The 17,676-nt window shown below is 67.0% G+C and carries 16 protein-coding genes; 3 read left to right on the top strand and 13 right to left on the bottom strand.

Going from position 1 to position 17,676, the window contains the following annotated elements:
* Positions 1-112 precede the first annotated feature (112 nt).
* Positions 113-2,227: an excinuclease ABC subunit UvrB gene (uvrB, locus tag AB0280_RS02395; RefSeq protein ID WP_159632076.1), complete on the bottom strand. Its 2,115-nt coding sequence runs from the start codon at positions 2,225-2,227 to the stop codon at positions 113-115.
* 80 nt (positions 2,228-2,307) lie between these two features.
* Positions 2,308-3,522: a dephospho-CoA kinase gene (gene coaE, locus AB0280_RS02390; RefSeq protein ID WP_307490115.1), complete on the bottom strand. Its 1,215-nt coding sequence runs from the start codon at positions 3,520-3,522 to the stop codon at positions 2,308-2,310.
* Positions 3,523-3,599: 77 nt separating this feature from the next.
* Here coaE and AB0280_RS02385 point away from each other — a divergent pair, with 77 nt between their 5' ends.
* Both AB0280_RS02385 and AB0280_RS02380 read left to right on the top strand, forming a co-directional pair.
* Positions 3,600-4,289 carry an IMPACT family protein gene (locus AB0280_RS02385; protein WP_307490113.1) on the top strand — a complete coding sequence of 230 codons (690 nt, stop codon included), beginning with the start codon at positions 3,600-3,602 and terminating at the stop codon, positions 4,287-4,289.
* A complete protein-coding gene (locus AB0280_RS02380; RefSeq protein ID WP_224026024.1) occupies positions 4,273-4,773 on the top strand; it encodes a GNAT family N-acetyltransferase in 501 nt (166 codons plus the stop codon). Before AB0280_RS02385 ends, AB0280_RS02380 begins: the two co-directional genes overlap by 17 nt.
* 143 nt (positions 4,774-4,916) lie before the next feature.
* Here AB0280_RS02380 and rpsA read toward each other — a convergent pair whose 3' ends face one another.
* From rpsA to polA, 3 genes are all read right to left on the bottom strand, one after another.
* A complete protein-coding gene (gene rpsA / locus AB0280_RS02375) occupies positions 4,917-6,392 on the bottom strand; it encodes a 30S ribosomal protein S1 (RefSeq protein WP_159632080.1) in 1,476 nt (491 codons plus the stop codon).
* Positions 6,393-6,642: 250 nt separating this feature from the next.
* Entirely contained in the window at positions 6,643-7,941 is a 1,299-nt protein-coding gene (locus AB0280_RS02370) for a GNAT family N-acetyltransferase (RefSeq protein ID WP_366366114.1), read from the bottom strand.
* Positions 7,942-8,013: 72 nt separating this feature from the next.
* Positions 8,014-10,656 (bottom strand): DNA polymerase I, encoded by a 2,643-nt coding sequence (gene polA, locus AB0280_RS02365; RefSeq protein WP_370871777.1) that lies wholly within the window; start codon positions 10,654-10,656, stop codon positions 8,014-8,016.
* 217 nt (positions 10,657-10,873) lie between these two features.
* Here polA and AB0280_RS02360 point away from each other — a divergent pair, with 217 nt between their 5' ends.
* Entirely contained in the window at positions 10,874-11,338 is a 465-nt protein-coding gene (locus AB0280_RS02360; protein WP_307490106.1) for a hotdog fold thioesterase, read from the top strand.
* A 10-nt stretch (positions 11,339-11,348) separates the two neighbouring features.
* Here the strand turns inward: AB0280_RS02360 and AB0280_RS02355 are convergent, their stop codons facing one another.
* The 8 genes from AB0280_RS02355 to AB0280_RS02320 all read right to left on the bottom strand — a co-directional run bounded on the left by AB0280_RS02355 (position 11,349) and on the right by AB0280_RS02320 (position 17,642).
* Positions 11,349-11,909, bottom strand: a complete 561-nt coding sequence (locus tag AB0280_RS02355) for a dihydrofolate reductase family protein (RefSeq protein ID WP_307490104.1) — start codon at positions 11,907-11,909, stop codon at positions 11,349-11,351.
* A gap of 26 nt (positions 11,910-11,935) precedes the next feature.
* The gene (locus AB0280_RS02350) at positions 11,936-12,157 is read right to left on the bottom strand and encodes a hypothetical protein (RefSeq protein ID WP_307490102.1); all 222 of its coding nucleotides are present in this window, start codon (positions 12,155-12,157) and stop codon (positions 11,936-11,938) included.
* A complete protein-coding gene (locus AB0280_RS02345; protein ID WP_159632085.1) occupies positions 12,154-13,401 on the bottom strand; it encodes an inorganic phosphate transporter in 1,248 nt (415 codons plus the stop codon). Before AB0280_RS02345 ends, AB0280_RS02350 begins: the two co-directional genes overlap by 4 nt.
* Before the next feature lie 152 nt (positions 13,402-13,553).
* On the bottom strand, positions 13,554-14,060 hold the full coding sequence (locus AB0280_RS02340) for an HAD domain-containing protein (RefSeq protein ID WP_159632086.1): 507 nt from the start codon (positions 14,058-14,060) through the stop codon (positions 13,554-13,556).
* A gap of 20 nt (positions 14,061-14,080) precedes the next feature.
* On the bottom strand, positions 14,081-14,317 hold the full coding sequence (locus tag AB0280_RS02335; protein WP_307490099.1) for a hypothetical protein: 237 nt from the start codon (positions 14,315-14,317) through the stop codon (positions 14,081-14,083).
* Between the two features lie 100 nt (positions 14,318-14,417).
* Complete coding sequence (locus AB0280_RS02330; RefSeq protein ID WP_159632087.1) at positions 14,418-14,849, bottom strand: VOC family protein; 432 nt, start codon at positions 14,847-14,849, stop codon at positions 14,418-14,420.
* Positions 14,850-14,964: 115 nt separating this feature from the next.
* Positions 14,965-15,684, bottom strand: coding sequence for a response regulator (locus AB0280_RS02325; RefSeq protein ID WP_159632088.1), 720 nt, complete (start codon positions 15,682-15,684; stop codon positions 14,965-14,967).
* Entirely contained in the window at positions 15,681-17,642 is a 1,962-nt protein-coding gene (locus AB0280_RS02320; protein WP_307490095.1) for a DUF4118 domain-containing protein, read from the bottom strand. Before AB0280_RS02320 ends, AB0280_RS02325 begins: the two co-directional genes overlap by 4 nt.
* Between the last annotated feature and the right edge of the window lie 34 nt (positions 17,643-17,676).

The raw sequence follows: 17,676 nt of genomic DNA, 5'->3' as shown, positions 1-17,676 counted from the left end.
GGCCCGCTACGCCCGGCGGGGCAGCTGTGCCCTGCGTGTTGACGATCGTAGCGCTTGGGATACTCCCCTACGTGCTTTAACTGTACCCCAGCCGGATGCCCGGCCGCGGACGTCAGGCGTGGCCTGCCGCCTGCATCTGCCTCAGCTCCTTCTTCAGCTCGCTGACCTCGTCCCGGATCCGCGCCGCCACCTCGAACTGGAGGTCTGCCGCCGCGCCATGCATCTGTTCCGTGAGCTGTGCGATCAGGCCCACCAGGTCCTCGGCCGGAGCCGCCGCCAGGCCGTCCGAACGAACCTGGGCCGCGCCCTTCTTGGCGCCGGCCTTATTGGATCCGGTGATGCCGCGCTTGCCCTTGCCGTAATCGAAGCTGCCCAGCAGCGCATCGGTATCGGCATCTTCCTTGGCCAACTGGTCCGTGATGTCGGCGATCTTCTTCCGCAGCGGCTGCGGATCGACGCCGTGTTCCTTGTTGTACGCCACCTGGATGGCGCGGCGACGGTTGGTTTCGTCAATGGCGTTGGCCATGGAGTCGGTGATCCGGTCCGCGTACATGTGCACCTGGCCGGAGACGTTGCGGGCGGCACGTCCGATGGTCTGGATCAGCGAGGTGGACGAGCGCAGGAACCCCTCCTTGTCCGCGTCCAGGATGCTGACCAGGGACACCTCCGGGAGGTCCAGGCCCTCACGGAGAAGGTTGATGCCCACCAGGACGTCGAAGGATCCCAACCGCAGTTCACGCAGGAGCTCCACCCGGCGCAGCGTGTCCACGTCCGAGTGCAGGTATTCCACCTTGACGCCGTGGCCCAGCAGGTAGTCGGTGAGGTCCTCTGCCATCCGCTTGGTCAGCGTGGTCACCAGGACGCGCTCGTTCTTTTCCACCCGGGTCTTGATCTCGCCGAGGAGGTCGTCGATCTGTCCCTTGGTGGGCTTGACCACCACCTCGGGATCCACCAGGCCGGTGGGACGGATGATCTGCTGGACGTAGCCGTCTGCCTTGCCCAGCTCATACTTGCCGGGGGTAGCCGAGAGGTAGACGGTCTGGCCCACGCGTTCAAGGAACTCGTCCCACTTCAGCGGCCGGTTGTCCATGGCGGACGGCAGCCGGAAGCCGAAGTCCACCAGGTTCCGTTTGCGGGACATGTCACCTTCGTACATGGCCCCGATCTGGGGAATGGTCACGTGGGACTCGTCCACCACCAGCAGGAAGTCGTCCGGGAAGTAGTCCAGGAGGCAGTGGGGTGCAGTACCCGGCTCCCGCCCGTCAATGTGCGCCGAGTAGTTCTCGATGCCGTTGCAGAAACCCATCTGCTGCATCATCTCGAGGTCGTAGGTGGTGCGCATCCGCAGCCGTTGGGCTTCGACGAGCTTGTTCTGGCCCTCCAGCACCTTCAGCCGGTCCGCCAGCTCATCCTCGATCCGCTTGATGGCCCGCGCCATCCGTTCCGGACCGGCCACGTAGTGCGAGGCCGGGAAGACGTACATCTCTTCCTCGTCGCGGATGACTTCGCCGGTAAGCGGGTGGAGGGTTTGGATGCTCTCAATCTCATCACCGAAGAACTCGATCCTTATGGCCAGTTCCTCGTACATGGGAATGATTTCCACGGTGTCGCCGCGCACCCGGAAGGTGCCGCGGTGAAAGTCCATGTCGTTGCGGGCGTACTGCATGAAGACGAACTTGCGGAGGAGGTCGTCCCGGTTCATCTCGGCGCCGCGGCGGAGGGTCACCATGCCGGAAATGTATTCCTCAGGGGTTCCCAGGCCGTAGATGCAGGACACCGTGGCCACCACAATCACGTCGCGGCGGGTCAGCAGCGCGTTGGTGGCGGAGTGGCGGAGCCGTTCCACTTCCTCGTTGATGGAGGAATCCTTCTCGATGAAGGTGTCCGTCTGGGCCACGTACGCTTCGGGCTGGTAGTAGTCGTAGTAGGAAACGAAGTATTCCACCGCGTTGTTGGGCAGCAGTTCGCGGAACTCGTTGGCCAGCTGGGCGGCAAGAGTCTTGTTCTGCACCATCACCAGCGTGGGGCGCTGCACCTGTTCAATAAGCCAGGCGGTGGTGGCACTCTTACCGGTACCGGTGGCGCCAAGCAGCACCACATCCTTCTCGCCGTTGTTGATGCGCTCCGTCAGCTCAGCGATGGCGGCCGGCTGGTCTCCGGCAGGTTTGAACTCGCTGATGACTTCGAAGGGCGCTACAACACGGTTGATTTCCTGCGCAAGGCTCATGAATCTAATTTACAGCCGGGCACCGACACTGGACGGCCCCGTCCGTTACCGGCGAACATCCAGCACGGCACGGGCCGGTGTCAGGAAGCGCACGACGGCGGTTCCCACCCGGTTGCGTCCGCCCACGCGGCCATGAGGGGCCACGCGACGTCCGTGAACCACGGTTCCTTCGCCTCCGCGTAGGAGCCGGTGGTGCCCGAATCGGCGTGCCGGGCGGCGAGGTCAGCCTTGTGCGCCGCGTACAGCCGGAGCGCGGAGGGATCGTTCCGCAGCCAATCGCGGAACATCAACGCGAAGCGCCATCCGGCCGAACCGGCCGGCCGGACATGGACGTTGACGGCACGGCACGGGTCCGCGTTGGCGTGGAACCGCTTCAACCATGCTGCCGGGTCCGGAGCATTGGGCTTTGGAGTGTCGGATTCGACGTCCCGTACCGCCGGAAAGCCTGCTGCGGCCAGGAGAGGTGCGATGGTGGCCGCAACCGCGAGGTCAGGCACCGCCACCTGCAGATCGATCACGTCCTTCGCGGGCAGGCCGGGAACAGCTGTGGAGCCAATGTGGTCCACGGCCAGGATGAGGTCGGGTGCTGCCGCCACCAGCCGGGCCGCTATCCTGGCCGCCTCCTGCGCCCACTCCGTCCGGTGCGGTTCCAGGACCGGACCGCCGTTCCGCGGTGCGCGTTTCCCCGCCACCAGGTTGCGGGCGAAGGGAACCAGGCGCTCATCCCACAGCCGGTCCACCTGGCCCAGCAGGTGCTGCACGGTACCGGAGTTGTCCAGGACCGCGTCGGCCGCGGCCAGCCGGTCCTGTCGCGAGGCCTGGGCGTCCATCCGGGCACGCGCCGCTTCCGCGGTCATTCCCCGGTGCCCGAGCATGCGCTGCAGCCGCACGTCGTCCGGCGCATCCACCACCACCACCAAGTGGAAAGCGGACCCCTGGCCGGTCTCCACCAGGAGGGGAATGTCCTGGACCACCACGGCGTCAGCCGGGGCTGCTGCCGTGATGGCGGCGGCGCGGGCGCGCACCAGGGGATGGACGATGGCGTTCAAAGCGGCGAGGCGCTCAGGATTGCCGAACACCGCCGCCCCGAGACGCGCGCGGTCAAGCCGTCCGCCGTCGTCGAGCATTCCTTCGCCAAACTCCCCCACGATGCGTTCCAGGCCTTCGGTCCCGGGCTCCACCACCTCCCTGGCCAACGCATCCGCATCCACCAGCACGGCGCCGCGTTCCTGCAGCCGCGCGGCAACCACCGACTTCCCTGAGGCGATCCCGCCCGTCAACCCGATCTTCAGCACACCCCCACCCTACTGAACCGGCCTGGCCAGCTGAACCAGCCGGGCCACGCCCCCATGGCGGCACTAGACTGGGCCGGATGCAAGAGCATGAAAGCCGGGCCACCACCTACACCACGCTGGCAGCGGGCGGGGACTTCCGGCATGAACTTGAGGTCAAGCGCTCCAGGTTCATCACGGTTCTCCGGAGGGCGGGCACGGAAGACGCTGCCCGCGACCTGGTGGCCGGCCTCCGCCGCGAATTCCACGACGCCCGCCACCACTGCTCCGCGTTCGTCATCGGGCCGGACCGGACCGTCCAGCGCTCCAGCGACGACGGCGAACCCGCCGGGACCGCCGGCATCCCCATGCTCGAAGCCCTGCTGAAAAGGGAAACCGCGCCGGGGGTGACCGACCTCAGCGACGTCAGCGCCGTCGTCGTCCGCTATTTCGGCGGCGTCCTGCTCGGCGCGGGTGGCCTGGTCCGTGCCTATTCCGAATCAGTCTCGGCCGCCCTTGACCGGGCACCCCTTGCCCGGCGCAGCAGGCGGCGGATCTGTTCCACGGCGGTGCCGCACGCGGCAGCGGGACGGCTGGAGAACGATCTGCGCGCCGCAGGCATGGTCATGGCGGACACCAGCTACCAGGACCGGCACACGGTGCTCCGGATTGCGGTGGCTGACAACGCTGCCGCCATCGCCGCTGCGTCCGATCGCCTGCTGCAGCTGACGGCAGGGTCCGCCGAGCTCAATCCCGACGGAACGGAATGGATTAATGAGCGGCTCGACTGATGTGACCCTGGCGGACGTGGACGAGGCCGTGGCGGACCGGCTGCTCCAATTGGCCAAGCGCGACGCCTCCCCCGATGAAGTGGCGCCCCCGCTGGGTGGACCGGGCTGGAACCTCGAGCGCACCGCCTGGTTCTACGGCTACCACCGCACTGCGGCCGCAGGGCTGGACGGCCCTGCGGCGGAAAAGTCCTGGGCTGTCTTCAAGGGCACCCACATTGCCGGCTCCGTGCGGCTTAAGCGCGACCCCGCGGCTGGAGTCCCCTCTGCGGAAACCGGCATCTGGCTTGGCCGGAGCTTCCGATCCCGGGGAATCGGCGGTGCCGCCCTGGACCTCGTCCTGGCGGAGGCCCGCCGGGCGGGCCTGAAACGCGTCACCGCGCGGACCCTGTCCGGGAACCTCAGCGCCCAGCGGCTGCTCACGGCGGCAGGCGCGGCACTGACGCACGACGACGACGGGACGGTCCTCGCCGTCGTCGACCTTTAGTGCGGCGGCGGGACCCGTCCAGACGGGGGCCAGGGCGTTAGGCGCCTGTTGCTTCTAAAGTACAGCGGGCGCTTTAAAGCACAGTGGGCCCCCGCTTTCGCGGGGGCCCACTGTGTCAGCCCGGAAGTCCGGGCCGGCGGCAATTAGTTGCCGGTCAGCTTCTCGCGCAGGGCAGCAAGTGCCTCGTCCGAAGCCAGGGTGCCGGCACCGGAATCGGTGGCAGCAGGCTCGGAGGAGTAGCTGGTGGTGCCGGAGTCGCTGTCGCCGGACGTTGCAGCTGCAGCGTCGTCGGCAGCGTGCTGGGCAACCTGCTTCTTGTGGGCTTCCCAACGGGTCTGGGCGTCAGCGTACTGCTGCTCCCAGGCTGCGCGCTGGTTCTCGTAGCCCTCGAGCCATTCGTTGGACTCGGGGTCGAAGCCCTCGGGGTACTTGTAGTTGCCCTCTTCGTCGTACTCTGCGGCCATGCCGTACAGAGCGGGATCGAATTCGGTGCTGTCGGCGTCGACGCCCTCGTTGGCCTGCTTGAGGGACAGCGAGATGCGGCGGCGTTCCAGGTCGATGTCGATGACCTTGACGAACAGTTCGTCGCCAACGGAGACAACCTGCTCGGCCAGCTCCACGTGGCGGACAGCCAGCTCGGAGATGTGGACCAGGCCTTCGATGCCGTCTTCGACGCGGACGAACGCACCGAACGGAACCAGCTTAGTGACCTTACCCGGAACAACCTGGCCCAGGGCGTGGGTGCGGGCGAAGGTCTGCCACGGATCTTCCTGCGTAGCCTTGAGCGACAGGGAAACGCGCTCGCGGTCCAGGTCGACCTCGAGAACCTCGACGGTGACTTCCTGGCCAACTTCGACAACCTCGGACGGGTGGTCGATGTGCTTCCAGGAGAGCTCGGAAACGTGGACGAGGCCGTCTACGCCGCCCAGGTCCACGAATGCACCGAAGTTGACGATGGAGGAAACGACGCCGGGACGGACCTGGCCCTTTTCCAGCTTGTTGAGGAACGTGGAGCGGACCTCGGACTGGGTCTGCTCGAGCCATGCACGGCGGGACAGCACAACGTTGTTGCGGTTCTTGTCCAGCTCGATGATCTTGGCTTCGATCTGCTGGCCGATGTACGGAGCAAGGTCGCGCACACGGCGCATCTCGACGAGGGATGCGGGCAGGAAGCCGCGCAGGCCGATGTCGAGGATAAGACCACCCTTGACAACCTCGATGACGGTACCGGTGACGACACCGTCTTCTTCCTTGACCTTCTCGATGTCGCCCCAGGCACGCTCGTACTGAGCACGCTTCTTGGAGAGGATCAGACGGCCTTCTTTGTCTTCCTTGGTGAGCACCAGGGCTTCGACCTGATCGCCAACGGAGACAACGTCCCCGGGATCAACGTCGTGCTTGATGGACAGCTCGCGGGAGGGGATGACACCTTCGGTCTTGTAACCGATGTCGAGCAGGACTTCATCGCGGTCGACCTTGACGACGGTACCTTCGACGAGATCTCCGTCGTTGAAGTACTTGATGGTGGCGTCGACAGCTGCGAGGAAGTCCTCAGCGGTACCGATGTCGTTAATCGCGACTACGGGGGTACCGGGCTTCTCGGTGGAGGTGATGGTCATGTAGTAGGGGCTCCGTTGTGGATAGTTAGTCGGTCAGGCAAACCGGCGCGCCCGCGTTATGGAACGCAGGCGCGATTCTCGGTGAATCCGATGGATTCCCCGGGTCATCCTGATTTGTGGATTGCTTTTCAATGCAGTCCTCACAGGACCGCAAGCGCGTGCACGTGGTACACGCCCGTTTATTCTAGTCGCTGCCGGCAATTGGGGTCAAAGCGGTGGCGGAGAGGGAACGTGCAGCCGGCACGCGGTATCAGAAGTGGGTCAGGCAGTGCGTGGCCCGTTCCACAGCGAACATCTGCCGTGCCCTGAAGGCGGCGCCTTTGGCGTGTTCGGAAATCTTCCCCGCAGCCGCCAGCGTCACCGGGCAGACGCCGCCGAGGTAGATCGAGGACAGCGCGGAGACATCCATGGCGAGGTCCGGCTGCTCCCCTGCGTCGACACGTTCGACGGCGGCCTGGCCGCCGTCGACTTCGAGCGCGAACGTTCCTGCCGTGAAGCCCAACGGGTCCCCCACCTCCAGGACGAGCCTTCCATCCGAGGGGTAGTGCCGGGCCGCCAGGGCCCCGCGGACGTCCAGGATCCGGAGCCAGAGCATGTCCCGGGGCTCGGACGCTTCAACGCAGCGGGAGTCCTCGAGCGCCCATGGGAGTGGATCATCGACCATTGCTTCTTCCCACGTGACGTTCTCGACCAGGTCGATGGCGCCAAGGTACTGCCAGAGCTCCAGGTAGGCGTGGTCGGTTGCTGCCACCAGGTCCACCACTTCCATGGTGTACGGCCGGGCGTCCCACCCGGCGAACCTGTAGGAGACGTAGCCGTCGACCGCGCCGTCGGGTCCGTAGTGCAGCGCAACTTTGACCTTGGGGTCCTCGTCCTCGGCCCGGCTGATGGATCCGGACGCGAGCTGGCGGTAGAACTCGTGCCGCCCGATCGAACCGGGAGTGAGGCGGTGCAGCCGTTCGAAGACCTTCGGCGCCAGGTCAAGAAGGACCTTGGGATCGGCCACCTCAACGCGGCCCGTGGCGTGGTGGTTGAGGACGAAGCGGCGGCTGGTGTCGACCTTGATTGACTGCTCCCGGGTGGCCACCCCGAACCCGAACCTGCTGTAAATCGAGGCCTCCGATGCAGTCAAGGCCGCCATCGCCAGCCCTTCCCGGCGGGCCAGGCCCAGCTCCTCTGCCATCATGCGGCGCAGCAGCCCCCTCCGCCGGTGTGACGTCCGGACTGTCACGGCGGTGACCAGGCGGGTGTCGAGCATCCGGCCGAAGCCGATGTTCAGTGTCTTGGTGAAGGTACCGAAGGTTGCCACCGGGACGTTGGCTCCCAGGGCGTGGTCGGCCACCGGCCCTGCCTGGTAGGCGCCGGTCATCACCCGCCCGTCGGCGCGCTGCATCCCGATGCCCCGGTCCACCCGTTCGTCGCTGCGGCGTGCGTCATGGAACCCGAAGGCAACGGCCCGCATCCAGTCGACGGTCTGCGGGTAGGCAGGATCTTCCTTGGCAGCCGGCTTGAAGCGCCGGATTTCATAGTTTCCGCTCAGATCACCCATTTACCCGAGCCTAGTTATGAATCCGGCGCCTGACCAGCACAAACATTCCTGCTGGTGACGTGCCGCGGACGCCTAGTGTCCGGCGTCGTACCAGCTGGGCCCGACGCCGATCTGGACTTCCAGCGGCACGCTGAGGTCTGCGGCGGCACCCATCTGCTCGGTGACCAGCTTCTCAACGGCGGCGCGTTCGCCCGCGGCGACTTCGAGGACCAGTTCGTCATGGACCTGGAGCAGCATCCGGGATTTCAGGCCCTGGGCCTGGAGTTCAGCGTGGACACCCAGCATGGCGCGCTTGATGATGTCCGCTGCGGAGCCCTGGATGGGGCTGTTGAGTGCGATGCGCTCGGCATTCTCGCGCAGCTGGCGGTCCGTGCTGGTGAGGTCCGGCAGGTAGCGGCGGCGGCCCTCGATGGTGGCCGTGTAGCCATCCACCCGGGCCTGGTCCACCACGCCCCGGAGGTAGTCGCGGACAGCGCCGAAGCGGTCGAAGTAGTCCTTCATGAGGGTGCGGGCTTCGTCGACGGAAATCTCGAGCTGCTTGGACAGGCCGAAGGACGTCAGGCCGTAGGCAAGGCCGTAGGACATGGCCTTGACCTTGGAGCGCATGGCGCTGGTGACCTGGTCCGTGGGGACGTGGAAGATGTTGGAGCCGACGAACCGGTGCAGGTCCTCGCCGTCCCTGTACGCCTGGATCAGGCCTTCGTCGCCGGAGAGGTGTGCCATGATGCGCATCTCGATTTGCGAGTAGTCCGCGGAGAGCAGGCACTCGTACCCGTCGCTGACCACGAAGATGCCGCGCACGCGCCGGCCCTCCTCGCTGCGGATGGGGATGTTCTGCAGGTTGGGGTTGTTGGACGAGATCCGGCCGGTTGCCGCGACGTTCTGGGCGTAGGTGGTGTGGATCCGGCCGTCTTCCGCCACGGACTTCTTCAGCGACTCGATCATCTGCCGCAGCTTGGCGGCCTCCCGGTGCGCCATGAGCTGCACCAGGAACTCGTGCCCGGTCTTCTCCAGCAGGTTCTTCAGGGACGCGGCGTCGGTGGTGTAGCCGGACTTGATCTTCTTGGTCTTGGGGAGCTGCAGTTCCTCGAACAGGACGGTTTGCAGCTGCTTGGGCGAGCCCAGGTTGACCTCGTGGCCGATCGCGGCGAATGCCTGTTCCTGGGCCTGGTCGATGACCCGCGCAAGGTCGGCAAGCTGGTCGTCCATCTTGTCCATGTCAATCGCAATGCCGGCGAGTTCCATGTCCGCCAGCACGCGGCTGACAGGCAGCTCGAGGGTGGACAGCAGTTCCTCAGCCCGGCGGTCCTTGAGTTCGTCCTCGAAGTAGCGGCTCAGGGCCAGCACCACGGCGCCGGCCTGGACCAGGGCGTCGGCGGCGGCGGTGTCATCGCCGTCGAAGGACAGCTCCAGCTGCCCCGCCTTGGCCGTGGCTGCGGGGATGCCCACGTTGAGGTGGTGCTGGGCGAGTTCGGCGAGTTCGTAGGTGCGCCGGTCCGGCTGGATGAGGTAGCCGGAGATGGAGGTGTCGTCCACAACGCCCTCCAGTTCCAGACCGCGGGCCGTGAGCGCCTTGAGCGCGGCCTTGAAGCCGTGCATCACCTTGGGTGCTTCAGGATCGCGCAGCCACGCGGCCAGCACGTTCTCGGTCTCCGCGTCCTGGCCGGAGAGCTCCACATAGACTGCGGCGTCGCCGCGGACGATGGCCAGTGCGTGGGCGTCCTCACCGATCCGGCCGGGGACGAGGTCGACGGCGAGGGCGGACCGCTGCCCGGCGCCGGCAGCCAGGAAGGCGGCCAGCCCGGCGGCGTTGGCGGGGGTGCTGTACTCCGGGGTTTCGATGCTTTCCCGTTCAGCGGCCGGGGTGTCGGCGTCACCATACAGGGCGAACAGCCGGCCCCGGATGGCCTTGAACTCAAGCTCGTCGAAGAGGTCCTCGATGGCAGCCTGGTCCGGGCGCGGCTGGTAGAGGTCATCCAGCGTGACGGGGAGGTCGAGGTCGGTGTGGAGCTGGTTCAGCCGGCGGTTGCGCTTGACGGCGTCCACGTTCTCCCGCAGGGCGTCGCCCACCTTGCCGCCGATGGAATCGAGATGCTCCAGGACGCCCTCGAGGCCGCCGTAAAGGTTGATCCATTTGGCCGCCGTCTTGGGTCCGACGCCGGGTACGCCGGGAAGGTTGTCCGCCGTCTCCCCCACCAGTGCGGCGAGGTCGGAGTAGCGGGACGGGCTGACGAAGTACTTTGCCTCGATGGCGGCGGCATCCATCCGCGGGATGTCGCTGACACCCTTGCGCGGATACAGCACGAAGACGTTGTCCGTGATCAGCTGGAAGGCGTCCCGGTCTCCGGAGACAAGCAAAACCTCGAAGCCGGCCTTCTCGCCCATCGCGGCGAGGGTGGCAAGGATGTCATCGGCCTCGTAGCCGGGCATCTTGATGGTCTTGATGCCCCAGGCCTCCATGACCTGGCCGATAAGGTCGATCTGGCCGCTCATTTCGCGGGGGGTTTCGTTCCGGCCGCCCTTGTACTCGCTGTACTCGGTCTTGCGGTGGGTGGATTCGTCGGAGACGTCGAACGCCACAGCGATGTGGGTGGGCTGCTGTTCCTTGATGAGGTTGATCAGCATGGAGGTGAAGCCATGGATGGCGTTGGTGTGCTGGCCGTTGGAGGTGGAGAACTTGTCCGCCGGCAGGGCGAAGAACGCCCGGAAGGCCATCGAGTGGCCGTCCAGGACCAGCAGCCGGGGCTGGTCGGTGATGGGAATGACCGGCGCTTCAGTAGCTGAAACAGACCCACCGGCGGCGGGGGCGGCGGCCTTTGCGGCAGGCCTGCGGGCCGGGGACGAAGGCTGCGCGGCAGCACCCTCGTCGATGGCCTGGGACGGGAAAGGGGCCGGTTTGGTTGTTTCACTCACAGGTGCCAGCCTAGTTGCCATGACAGACAATTTCACGCCGGGCGCTTTCGCCGAAGAGCTGGCAGCCGCCGGGATTCCCGGCCATATGCATGACTGGCTGGGCGCGTTCGGTGTCGGCGCACTGGTGGTCAAGATGGGAATCCATTTCCTGGAAATGAGCCCGGAACGCACCGTCGCCACCATGCCGGTTGAGGGCAATACGCAGGTGGCGGGGATCCTCCATGGCGGCGCGCACGTGGTGCTGGCGGAAACCCTTGGCTCGTTCGCCGCAGGCATGCATGCAGGACCGGGACGCCACGCCGTCGGCATTGAGGTCAACGCCACACATCACCGGTCCATCGCCGAGGGCCTGGTGACGGGGACCTGCACGGCGATCCACCTGGGCAGGACACTGGCCACCCACGAGATCGTCATGACGGATGCCCGGGGGCGGCGCCTGTCGACCGCCCGGATCACCAACATGCTCCGCGACAACGCCGGCTGAGGCGGGCGCGTCAGGACTGCGGATCCGCCCCGGGTCGCAGCAGGTAGCGCAGTTCGACGATGCCCCGGCCCAGCATGCGGGAAGCAGCCAGCTCCAGCGGCGGGGTGGGGCCCTTCATCGGCAGCAGCCGTTTCCCCTCACCCAGCACCACGGGGATGACCGAGAGGATGATCTCGTCCAAAAGGCCTGCCTCGGCGAACTGGGCCGCAAGGTTGCCGCCGCCCACCACCCAGATGTTCAGGTCTCCCGCGGCCTGCCGGAAGTCTGCGATGAACTCCCTCACGTCGCCGCGGATAAACGTGATGTCAGCGCCGTCCGGCGCACGGTGCTCGTGGTGCGTGAAGACGTAACAGGCCGTGCCGGAATACGGCCACGCGCCGGGCTCGTGCTCCATCAGCCAGGCGTAGGTTTCCCCGCCCATGACGATGCAGCCCACCGCGGCCATGAAGTCGTTGTAGCTGTCAGCTCCGCCCTCGAAGCCGTCGAACTGCAGCAGCCAGCCGAGGTCGTCCGTGGGCGTGGCGATGAAGCCGTCAAGGGATGCGGCCACAAAGTACTGGATGCGCTGCATGGCCCCAGCCTAGCCGGTGGGCGCGGCTACTTGGAGAAGTACGGGATGATCAGGTACAGCCCGACGAGGACGGCCAGGCCACACAGCCCAAAGCATACGTACGCAACAGAGCGCTTTACTCCGGGGGACGCCTGCTGGGCGTCAGCGGCGATGGCGGTGAACCGGACCCCGAGCGAATAGAGCGTCACCACAATCGCCGCGGATACGAGGGTGGCGCCTGCAACGGTCAGGAGTTCCAACCACTTCATCGCTGATTCTCCTTGGGGTTGTTGGCCTTGGCGTCGGCCTGCGCTTTGGCTTTTGCTTCAGCCCGGGCGCGCGCCAGGGCCTTCTTCTTGGCGAACCGGACAGCCTGGCCGGCTTCCTCGACCTCCACGGCGTTCTGGTGGCTGACGGAGGACTTGCGTGAGTAGAAGAACATGAACAGCACCGCCCCGGTGCCGGCGATGGCGGCGATAAGGACACCCACGACGCCGGTCTGCACCACCAGGGCGGTCAGGGCGCCGACGATGCCGGCGGCCGGAAGGGTGAACAGCCATCCCAGCGCGATCTTTCCCACCATGTTCCAGCGGACGGTGGTGCCGCGTCGTCCCATGCCGGAGCCGATGACGGAACCGGAAGCAACCTGCGTGGTGGAGAGCGCAAAGCCAAGGTGGGAGGAGGCGAGGATGGCGGACGCGGTGCTGGTCTCCGCGGCGAAGCCCTGGGCCGGCTTAACCTCGGTCAGGCCCGAACCCATGGTGCGGATGATGCGCCAGCCGCCGGCGTAGGTTCCGATGGCGATGGCCAGGGCGCAGGCGGTAATTACCCAAAGCTGGGGACCGGAGCCGGGCGCCTGGCTCCCGGCAGCGATCAGGACCAGGGTGATGATGCCCATGGTCTTTTGGGCGTCGTTGGTTCCGTGGGCCAGGGCCACCAGGCTGGAGGTGAAGATCTGGCCGGTACGGAAGCCACCGCGCTTCTGGGTGAGCTTGGTGCCTGTCTCGGGATCGTGGCGTGCCGTGAGGGCGTAGGCCAGGCGGGTGCAGACATATGCGGCGAGGCCTGCAATCAGGGGGGCGAAGACCGCCGGAAGGATGACCTTCTGCAGCAGGCTCTCGAAATTGACCGAGCTGAATCCTGCCCCGACAACCGCCGCGCCGATCAGGCCGCCGAAGAGGGCGTGCGATGAGCTGGACGGCAGGCCCTTCAACCAGGTGATCATGTTCCACAGAACAGCGCCCATCAAGCCGGCAAAGATGATCTGCGGCGTGATCTGCACTCCCCCGGAGCCCTCGCGGATAATGCCGCCGGACACTGTCTTGGCCACTTCGGTGGACAGGAAGGCACCCACCAGGTTCAGGACGGCGGCCAGGGCCACCGCTGTGCGGGGCTTGATGGCACCCGTAGCGATGGGCGTTGCCATGGCGTTCGCGGTGTCGTGGAAGCCGTTCGTGAAGTCGAAAAATAGTGCCAGTCCGATGACCAGCGCCACCATGAAGGTGATATCCACCTGTTGCCCAATCTGCAGAGTCGACGTTCAGCAGTTTCTCGTACCAGGCTGCCTTGGACAGCATAGTTCACCAGCTGTTTGCGTGGAATGACTTGCGGTGTTGGCACAACCGGCGGGAAACCTTATCGATCGTACGCGTCCCCGGCATGAGGTCAAAACACGGGCTGCGCCAGGAAAGAACGGATCCTCTCCAGTTCGGCGGGCGTGATTCCGCGCCGGGGATGGGGCGAGACGGTAAGAATCCGCCGGCCCAGGAACCGTGCCCAGCGCTGCGCTTCCGCCTCGAACGCCAACTGGTCATCCACCCAGGCGACGGCTTCGGGCCCGGTGCTTTCGACGTCGTCCTGGATGGCCCGGAGTTTCCACCAGCCGGTCCCTCCGGCTGCCCCGTCCGCGCTCAGGTACGGCCAGCGGCTGCCCTTCAGTCCGACGGCGGGACACAGGTATTGGGGCGCCAGTTCCTCCCAGCTGGTCAGCCAGACACAACGCAGCCCGGGCGTCCGGGCCAGGGTGTTCAGCCCCGCCACGAGTTCGGCGGCGAACGTGACGGGCAACAGCCCGGCGTCGGCCTGCTGCCAGGGGGAACCCCAGTCGGTGGTTCCCTGGGGGCCGAAGGGGCAGACCACGCCGTCGACGTCCAGGTAAAGCGTGCAGCCCACGCCGCAACCCCGCGGCAGCTTCAGCCCTGGTGGAACTGTGCCGGGCGGGGGCCCGCATCCAGTTCCGGGGCGATCTTCCCCTCAAGGGCCGCCGGGGTGACGTCAGGGAGGACGATGAGGCCGTCCAGCTCACGCCGGGCCCGTTTGTGGGCTGTTCGTTCTCCCGCGCGCCGCCAGCCGCCTGCCCACCGGCCGACGAACGCCATCAGCGGAAACATCCACCATTTGTCGGACAGGAACTCCATGAAGGACCTCACCCTTTAATCCTCGCAGTCGCGGGCCCCTCCCTCAAGGAGTGGGCCCGGCCTTGACGGACGGGGACCGGCGCGGGAAAGCAAGTGACGGCCCGGCGGGCGGTCAGGGTGCCGCCGTCGGCTGCGCTGCGTTGACGTTGACCAGCCAGGCGACGCCGAACCGGTCCGTGCACATGCCAAAAACGTCACCCCACGGCGCCTTCTCCATGGGGACGGTCACCGCTCCCCCGTCGCCGCTCAGCTTCTCGTAGTAGCCGCGGAGCTCCACCTCGTTATCGCCGCTGAGCGAGATGGAAATGGAGGACCCCGGGTGGTACTCCATGCTGTTCGGGGTGTCAGCGCCCATGAGCACCAGGCCCTGGGTGGTGGTCAGCATGCCATGCATGATCTTTTGCGCTTCCGTGGGGTCCTCGCTGGCCTGGAAGTCGGCGAACGTGCTGAGGGTGAGTTCGCCGCCGAAGACGGACTGGTAGAAGTTCATGGCATCGCGGGCGTTGTCACGGAAGCTGATGTAGGGATTGAGGATTGTGGGCATGGCAGGATCTCCTTCACAGGGGCCGGGACTGCTTCGGCCGGGACTCGGCCACTCAACATCCTGCCCCATCCGGAGGCGGGCGGGTAGGGGAAGACTCCCCTGTTCACCCCTCGTTTCAGGGTACGAAACGGTAGCCTGCCCCGGCTTCGGTCAGCAGGTGCCGCGGGTTGCCGGGGTCCTCTTCCAGCTTCCTTCTCAACTGGGCCATGTAGACGCGGAGGTAGTTGACCTCCTTCCGGTAGGACGGCCCCCAGACCTCGGACAGCAACTGCTGCTGCGAGATCAGACGCGACGGGTTCCGGACCAGGATTTCGAGGATGTTCCACTCCGTGGGGGTGAGCCTTACCGGCTGCCCGGCACGCAGGACCTGCCGGGCCACAAGGTCAACGGTGAACCCGGCAGAGCTGACCACGGGGCGGGATTCGGGCTCCGGCACCCTGCGCAGCAGGGCACGCAGCCGTGCCAGCAGTTCATCAAGTCCGAACGGTTTGGTGATGTAGTCGTCGGCGCCGGCGTCCAGTGCGCCCACCTTGTCCGGGGACCCGTGGCGGGCGGACAGGACCAGCACCGGCGCCGCGCTCCAGCGGCGGAGGTTCCGCAGGACTTCGGTCCCGTCCATGTCCGGCAACCCGAGGTCAAGGACCAGCAGATCCGGTGCCTGGCGCGAGGCCGCGGCGAGGGCGGAGGCGCCGTCCACGGCCGTGTCCACGGCGTAGCCGTGCGCTGCGAGCGTGATCCGAAGGGCCTTGAGGAGGTGCGGATCGTCGTCGATGACGAGTACCCGCGCTGCCGGGGGCAGGTTTCCGGTTTTGGTGCCGGCGTGGTTGGCGGTCATGCCTGGCCCGCCGCGGTGGTGGGCTCGCTGCCGCCGGGGTACCCGGCCGCCGGGATACCGGCCGGGATACCGGTGGAGAGGGGCAGCCGGATCACCATGGTCAGGCCGCCGCCAGGGGTTTCGGCAGCTGTCAGCGTGCCCCGCATGGACTGCATGAAGCCCTGCGCCACTGACAGGCCCAGCCCTATCCCGCTGGACTGCGACCGGTCGTCGAGCCGCTGGAAAGGCCGGAACATGTCCACCACCTTGCGGGCAGGGACCCCGGGGCCGTGGTCGATGATCTGCAGTTCGCCGCAGGGATGGCCGTCAAGGACGCTGCCGTCCGGCCCGCCCGCCACCACCACACGGCTTCCGGCCGCGTATTTCAGCGCGTTCTCCAGGATGTTGGCGACCACCCGCTCCAGCAGGCCGGGATCGGCGTCCACGGGCGGCATGTTCGCAGGCAGCGCCACCGTCACCGCCCCTGCCGGCAGCCCGCGCAGGGCCGCATCCACCACCTCGGTCCAGCGGACCGGACCCAGCAATGGTTCCACCGACTGGGCGGTGATGCGTGACATGTCCAGGAGGTTGCCCACCAGCAGGTCCAGCCGGTCGGTGCAGGCGTCAATGGTTTCCAGCAGGTCCTGCTGCTCTGCGCGGGTGTAGGAGACGCCGTTCTGCAGCAGTCCCCCGGCGGCCAGCTTGATGCCGGCCAGGGGTGTCCGAAGGTCGTGGGAGACGGCCCGGAGAATCGCGGTCCGCATGATATTGCCCTCGGCGAGTCGGAGGATCTCATTCCTGGTTGCGGCCAGCTGCCGGCGTTCGAGCTGCGCTTTGACGTGCACGGCGAAGGCTGCCAGGAGCCGCCGCCCGGACGGCGGAACCGTCCGGCCCGCCAGCACCAGGAACGTTTCCCCGTCCACCGGTTCAACCGTGGTTCCTGGCCCACCCGGCATCACCGGCCAGCCGGTCGCATCCCCCGCCGCGGCGATCACCTGCCATGCACCGTCGCCCAACCCGCCGTCAGCCAACCCGCCGTCGTCGACCATCACGCCGTCCACCATCACGCCGTCCGCCTCTGCCCCGGACGGTGCCCGGGTGACGACGGCGGCACCGTCGGCACCGAAGACGCTGACTGCTTCCGCGAGCAGCCCTTTGAGGTTGTCCTCCTCGCGGGATGCGGCCAGGGCCAGGTCGGCCAGCGTGGCTGCCTCGGCCCTCGCCGTTGACGCCTCCTTGGACCGCCGGGCGGAGCGGTCCACCACCCCTGCCACCGCTACGGCCACGCCGGCGAATACAGCCAGGGACAGGACATCCTGCGGGTCACGGATGGCAAGGTCATACAGCGGCGGGGTGGAGAAATAGTTCACCAGCAGGCTGCTCCACAGCGCACCGGCAACCGCCGGCCACAAGCCGCCAACCAGGGCTACGGCCACCGCGCCGGCCAGTTGGAGCAGTGCCGCCGTGGCAACGCTGTGGTCAAAGACTGCGAGCAGCAGCTGCAGGCCTGCGGGCAGGACGGCGGCGAGCGCGAAACCGGCAATGACTCTGCGCCGTCCCAGCCCGGTGCGGCGCTTGCGGGTCCTGGCCGCCACGGGCCGGGGCACCACCTGGACGTCGATGTCCCCTGCCCCGCGCACAACCCTGGCTTCCACGCTTCCACCGGAGAGGACGGTGAACCTGCGGCGGCTCTGCCCGACAAGGATGTGCGTGGCGCGTGAAGCCCGGGCGTAGTCCAGGAGGGCCGCGGACACGTCGCCGGCGGTCAGCGCGTGGTAGCTCCCGCCCAGCTCCGCCACCTGCCGCCGCTGGGACTCGAGTGCGTGGGGCGATTCGCTTCCGGCACCGGAGGGGGTCCGGACATGGATGGCCAGGATCTCGCCCCCGCCGGCCCGCTCAAGGAGCTTGGCGGCCCGGTGCACCAGGAGGTCTCCGTCGTCGCTGCCGTTGAGGCCGATGACGATGCGTTCCCTAGCCATGACGCATATTCTCCCACCAACGCCCATCCCCGCA

Origin of the sequence: Pseudarthrobacter sp. 902506025 (assembly GCF_040702325.1) — a bacterium.
Classification (GTDB): Bacteria; Actinomycetota; Actinomycetes; order Actinomycetales; family Micrococcaceae; genus Arthrobacter.
The sequence above is the reverse complement of the archived record's forward strand: the minus strand, read 5'-3'. Positions and strand labels throughout refer to the sequence as shown.